We start from the raw sequence: 474 nt of genomic DNA, 5'->3' as shown, positions 1-474 counted from the left end.
GAGTGGAAGGCCCCCGCCACCTCCAGCGTCACCGTGACGACCCCGGCCCCGGCGCAGGCCTCCCGCAGGGCGGCGAGGCCCCGCGCGGTGCCGCTGACCACGATCTGGCGCTGCTCGTTGAAGCAGGCGAGCCACACGCCGTCGATGCCCTCGACCAGCCGCCGGCAGGTCTCCTCGTCCGTCTGCACGGCGAGCATCCCGCCGGGCGGGCCGTTCTCCGCGGCCTGCCGCAGGGCCGCACCCCGCCCGGCCAGCAGCCGTACGGTGTCCTCGCCGGTCAGCGCACCGGCCGCGGCGGCCGCCGCGAACTCCCCGACGCTGTGGCCGAGGGCGAGGTCGGGGGTGATGCCGCAGTCGGCGAGCAGGCGGGTGGCGGCGAGCTGGACGGTGCCGAGCACGGGCTGGCACACGTCGGTGGCGGTGAGCCGCCGCATCGTCTCCTCCGCCCCGCCGCGGGCGGCGGCCTTCCCGTAC

General features: G+C 77.8%; 1 protein-coding gene. It reads right to left on the bottom strand.

Features of this window, described 5'->3' with window-relative positions; all coding sequences use genetic code 11:
* On the bottom strand, positions 1-474 hold a 474-nt coding region (locus tag VR44_RS39325; RefSeq protein WP_045952490.1), incomplete at both ends, for an ACP S-malonyltransferase.

The sequence above is a fragment of the Streptomyces katrae genome (genome assembly GCF_000966975.1).
GTDB classification, from domain to species: domain Bacteria; phylum Actinomycetota; class Actinomycetes; order Streptomycetales; family Streptomycetaceae; genus Streptomyces; species Streptomyces katrae.
This window is presented reverse-complemented; position numbering and strand designations above follow the sequence as displayed.